The organism is Moorena sp. (assembly GCF_982860115.1).
In genome coordinates this window covers 268-5,329 of the sequence record NZ_CEYLVT010000350.1, presented here as the reverse complement: position 1 = coordinate 5,329, position 5,062 = coordinate 268, and the positions used below count along the sequence as shown (strand labels likewise).

Annotated in this window: 4 protein-coding genes; 2 read left to right on the top strand and 2 right to left on the bottom strand. The window is 43.3% G+C overall.

The window, feature by feature from the left end:
* Positions 1-159: 159 nt before the first annotated feature.
* On the bottom strand, positions 160-333 hold the full coding sequence (locus AC4II3_RS31005; RefSeq protein ID WP_488006461.1) for a hypothetical protein: 174 nt from the start codon (positions 331-333) through the stop codon (positions 160-162).
* A gap of 581 nt (positions 334-914) precedes the next feature.
* Here AC4II3_RS31005 and AC4II3_RS31000 point away from each other — a divergent pair.
* Positions 915-1,745, top strand: coding sequence for a hypothetical protein (locus AC4II3_RS31000; RefSeq protein WP_488006459.1), 831 nt, complete (start codon positions 915-917; stop codon positions 1,743-1,745).
* A gap of 465 nt (positions 1,746-2,210) precedes the next feature.
* Here AC4II3_RS31000 and AC4II3_RS30995 read toward each other — a convergent pair whose 3' ends face one another.
* The gene (locus tag AC4II3_RS30995; protein ID WP_488016923.1) at positions 2,211-3,119 is read right to left on the bottom strand and encodes an MBL fold metallo-hydrolase; all 909 of its coding nucleotides are present in this window, start codon (positions 3,117-3,119) and stop codon (positions 2,211-2,213) included.
* Positions 3,120-3,651: 532 nt separating this feature from the next.
* On the opposite strand from AC4II3_RS30995, the gene proB reads away from it, so the two are divergent.
* A complete protein-coding gene (gene proB, locus AC4II3_RS30990) occupies positions 3,652-4,767 on the top strand; it encodes a glutamate 5-kinase (RefSeq protein ID WP_488016925.1) in 1,116 nt (371 codons plus the stop codon).
* Positions 4,768-5,062 lie beyond the last annotated feature (295 nt).

Genomic DNA, 5,062 nt, shown 5'->3' with positions numbered 1-5,062 from the left:
GACTCCGAGCTGCTCGGCTGCCTCTTTTGGAGTGACATATTTTTTCATTGACCGTTAACCTTACTAAATCTAGTATACTCAACTTTAGTAAGGTTTGCTAAGGCTTAGTGAGATATCTGGCTAATAGTTGCACCTCTTAGCAGTTTCGTGAAACCTTAATCAGCGCGTCGCAGCATTGATCAGTTTACCATCAACTATCCGATTCTGTAGGAGATTCATACAGATCGGCTTTGCTCCGACCAAAACTATGGGCAAGCTCAGAAGAGCAAAGATAATTGTTGATAACACCATTGGTGTCAGGAAAGATTTATCGAATGTAGATTGGTTCATCATTAAATGCTTACCTTAAACAAGTTCTAGTACTGGTCGTGAATTCAATAGCTAGGTAAAATTACAGGTCCCGTACCAGGTATTTTCCTGCTTTTTGCTCCCTACACAAATAATCTACCGACCTCACCAAGAGCAGTCGATAACTAAAAGTTAAGGAAAGTTATGGAGTTGCCCTAGGATTCGACTTAAATCAAACATGACGTATACCCAATCGCTAACATAACGCAGATGCGATCGCAAACCCCTGAGATTCAAACTAGGACAAAACGCTGGCAATAAAGCTACCGTTCAAAACCAACGAAAAGCTAACAGGATCAGTGTTTTTAAGTTGGCATTTTTAATTTTGCTATCAGCTATCAGTTATCAGTTATCAGTTATCAGCTTTTGAAGACAAGAGGTAAGCATTGGTTTAATCTGTGTTATCTCAGGTTATGGGATTTTACCCAGACTTTCAATTCTCATTAATCTCGAAGTATTAAATTCTCTCCTTAGAGGTTTATTTGAAGCTGACTGCTGACTGCTGACTGCTGACTGCTGACGGTACTAGTCATTGAGTTTTAAGTAGCTATCCTAAGGGAGTAATTGTGAACGGGTCTACAATCCAAAAATTAATCTTGGCACCAGTCTTCATTTCAACTACACTCTTTTGTGTCTTCACCTTACCTGTAGCCATATTTGGTGAAGAGTCCCTCACCATCCGCATCCAAGATGAACTATTTTTCCATGGTAAGGTCAAGGATGCGGCAGCTCCTTACTTGGGACTAGCGATGTTAATCAGTTTGGGAGTAGGTATTTCTAATGCTACTTTAGCTGGGTGGCAGGACTCTTCCCGGAAGTCAGCTACCATTGAGTCTGAGTTAGACACTATCGAGCAAGCTCTTCAGGAAAAGGAAAAGTTAATTCAACAACTACAAGTTTCAACATCTGAGCTGAACACACAGAAGCAACAGAAGCTAGATAATGTGGTCGCTTATGAAGAAGTAAAATTTGCTTCAGGTGCCAGCGTACCGATGGCAAAGGAGGTTTCTGGGACCGTGGTCATGGAGAAACCGATAAAAGTTATGGAACCGTTAGTAATTACCGAGGAACCAGTGCTTGAAAACCTAGGTATGTCATGGCAGCAGAGTAAGGTAAAAGCTGGAATCTATCAGTTTGCCTCTGCTCAAACTTTCTTAGGCTACACCAAAGGATGCAGTCAGCCACAGCGGGGAACCCCCATTCGTGACGGCATCAAGACTATTTCTTCTGGATCTCAACAATCCACAAGCATCAGAAATCCTCAAGTTCTGGCGAAAGAACTTGTGCTAGTTGAAGCACTCCAAAGTCAAATCTACAACCTATCCGCTCAGTTAGAATCTCTCCAAACATCTCTAAAAGCAGCACCCCAAGTATCTGAAGCTCAAGTTGCAGCTTAGATAATAAGTAAGCTATCAGCTATCAGCTATCAGCTATCAGCTATCAGCTATCAGCGGTCAGCGATTAGCGCACGCTACGCGAACAGCTATTGGCCAAGCTACGGAAACAGCTTTTTAATAAAAGAAGCTGACCCCTGACCACTGACCGCTGACCACTGACCGCTGACAAACTATCAGCAGAACAGCAGAACTTTATAGGCGGTCTTTACAGGAAAAAGACCGCCTATAACTATAAGAAGCATGTGATGTTAATTACAGTTAATCACTTTTAAAGTCAGTTATTTTATGATAGTTAATTGTTAATTAGTAATTGGCAATTTTATTTTTAGAAATGATATAGCGTTGATCATACTGTTGATCATGCTTATGAGGTAAATTCAAGTTTCTTCGCCCTACTCCCTACTCCCTACTCCCTGTTCCCTAAAACCCAGCATTTTGTACCTCACCCCATTGATAATTACTATATTAAACTTTGCTCAGAGGTATTTTCCCATCCTTAAGCTCAAGCAGATGTGACCTAGAGGATTCCACTAGCTCAATTGCCAGACCTTCCCGCGCCATAACCGTATTAGAAAACTCCTTAACAGCCTGTTCTCCGATATGGTCCAAAAAATCATCATTATGCAGGGGATCATGATGGAAAATGACTAATTTTTTGGCATTAGCAGCTCGTGCAACTTTGATAGCTTCCTGCCAGGTAGAATGTCCCCAACCCATTTTGCTCGATATTTCAGAGTAGTATTCTTCATCGGTGTAGGCAGCGTCGTAAATCATCACGTCCGCATTATGGGCCAGCTGCAGGACATTTTTATCGAAACCCTTTTCGAGATGTTCTGTGTCAGTGATGTAAGCAGCTGAATAGCCTCGCCAGTTAACTCGATAGCCAACGGCTTCACCTGGATGGTTCAAGGGTGCATTTTCTATCGTAATCTCACCAATCTTGACTGCTTCTCCAACCTCAAGGTCATGGAACTCCTTTTTTGATTGCATAATTTGCAAGGGAACGGGAAAATTTGGGTGGGTCATCTGATCAGTTAGACGATTCTCGATGGTGGCACCGTTAGGAGCACGGGTTCCATAAATATGAAAACAATTCCTTTTAATAAAGGCAGGGGTAAAGAAAGGGAAACCCTGAATATGGTCCCAATGGGAGTGGGTAAAAAATAGATGAGCTTCTACTGGCATCTCCTTGAGTAGAGACTGCCCTAAAACTCGCAACCCTGTACCACCATCAAAAATTAGACGCTCACTACCAACTCGCATCTCTATACAAGGTGTGTTGCCTCCATACCGAACTGTTTCTGGTCCTGGACAGGCAATACTACCTCTGACGCCCCAAAAACGAATAGTGAATAAGTTGTGGGTATTAGACATAATTTTTCCTTGCAGGCTTTTGCAGTTAGTTCATCAGTGAGGGTTTTCTGACGAAGAGGGTGTCAGTGTATGGTAATCCAGGAAGGGGCAAAGGTAAAGCTAGAATAGTCAAGTACCCTTAGCCGAAGTCCTCTTTCCCCTTACCTTTTCTAGCTAGAATTCAAGCACTTTGCACAGCACACCTTAGCACATGAGTCACACTAAAAATCACCAACGATCTCACCTGGATTGTTACTGGTTAGAGGTGATTAGCTGACTGAATTCCTCTGTGGTTCTAGGGTGTGTCGATTAGACAAAGTAGCTCAAGTTTACCAGTATAGTTCCTAAATCTGAAACTATACTGGCTGATATCAAGTACTTCTTATTCCTATGATTCCCAAAAGCTTAGCAATATTCACCTGAATGTCTTGTAAGTTACACAACCAAATCATGTGATTTAGGTCACATCCTTGGCAGTGGTACCAGAGGAACACTACCCCTGACATTGATTCCCCCTCGGAGGTATGATCAACAGAAACCAGAGTAATGACCAATGACCAATCAAAAGATAGTTGTCAAAGTCGGCACATCTAGTTTAACCCAACCAGCAACAGGTCAGCTGGCCCTATCCACTATTGCCGCCCTAGTGGAAACACTGACTCGGCTGCGTTCTGAAGGTCATCAAGTGGTACTGGTTACCTCTGGCGCTGTGGGTATTGGCTGTGGGCGACTGGGGTTAATATCACGACCGAATACACTCCCTATCAAACAAGCGATCGCAGCGGTTGGTCAAGGACGGCTGATGCGGATATATGATGACTTATTTAGTAACCTCAACCAACCTATCGCTCAGATTCTCCTCAGCCGCCGAGATTTTGTTCAGCGTAGTTGCTATGTCAATGCCTATGCTACCTTTCGGGAGCTACTTCAGCTGGGGGTGATACCAGTGGTGAATGAAAATGATACGGTAGCCGTAGATGAACTTAAATTTGGGGATAACGACACCCTTAGCGCCCTAGTCGCTAGTTTGATTGAATCGGATTGGTTGTTTTTACTAACTGATGTGGATAGACTTTACTCAGCAGACCCCCGTAAGGTACCGGATGCTGAACCAATTATTTCAATCAACAGCATTGAGGAATTAGCTGAACTAGAGGTACAAGCTGATGACTCAGGCTCTGGTTGGGGCACTGGTGGGATGGTAACCAAAGTTGCTGCTGCCCGAATTGCTACCAATGCTGGGGTCAGAACTGTAATCACTGAAGGACGACGTCCAGATAACATTGAAAGAATTTTACAGGGAGAATCCCTGGGCACCCAGTTTGCCCCCCAAGCTCAAACCAATAAAGCCCGCAAGCACTGGATTGCTTACAGTTTAGTGCCGGTAGGGAAACTTTATCTTGATAATGGAGCGATAAAGGCAATTTGTGATGGGGGCAAATCTCTATTAGCAGCTGGGATTACTGCTATAGAGGGGGATTTTCGATCATCAGATGCGGTAGAGCTATGTGATAGCAATGGTACGGAAATTGCTAGGGGATTAGTCAATTATAACAGTAATGAATTACATAAGATTCGAGGGCATAAATCCGAACAAATCCTGACTATTTTGGGTTACAAGGGGGCAGAAACTGTGGTTCATCGGGATAATTTGGTACTGATGAATTAGGGAGTAGGGAGGTAAGCTATCAGCTATCAGCTATCAGTTATCAGCTGATGGTTTCAGTTATCAGCTATCAGCTTATGGGCATTGTTTAATAATAGAATGATTTTAAGAGTTTTGTAGAATCGGCATGTTGGTGGAACAGGCATGTTGGTGGAACAGGCATCTTGGTAGAACAGGCATCTTGCCTGTTATCAATATTTCCGGGCGGGCAGGATGCCCACTCTACTGATATTGATTCTTCGCGCGGGCAGGATGCCCACTCTACTGATATTGATTCTTCGCGCGGGCAGGATGCCCA

What these genes read in the sequence shown, in the direction of transcription:
- AC4II3_RS31005 (WP_488006461.1), bottom strand. Translation starts at nt 333, where the DNA reads ATGATGAACCAATCTACATTCGATAAATCTTTCCTGACACCAATGGTG.
- AC4II3_RS30995 (WP_488016923.1), bottom strand. Translation starts at nt 3,119, where the DNA reads ATGTCTAATACCCACAACTTATTCACTATTCGTTTTTGGGGCGTCAGA.
- proB (WP_488016925.1), top strand. Translation starts at nt 3,652, where the DNA reads ATGACCAATCAAAAGATAGTTGTCAAAGTCGGCACATCTAGTTTAACC.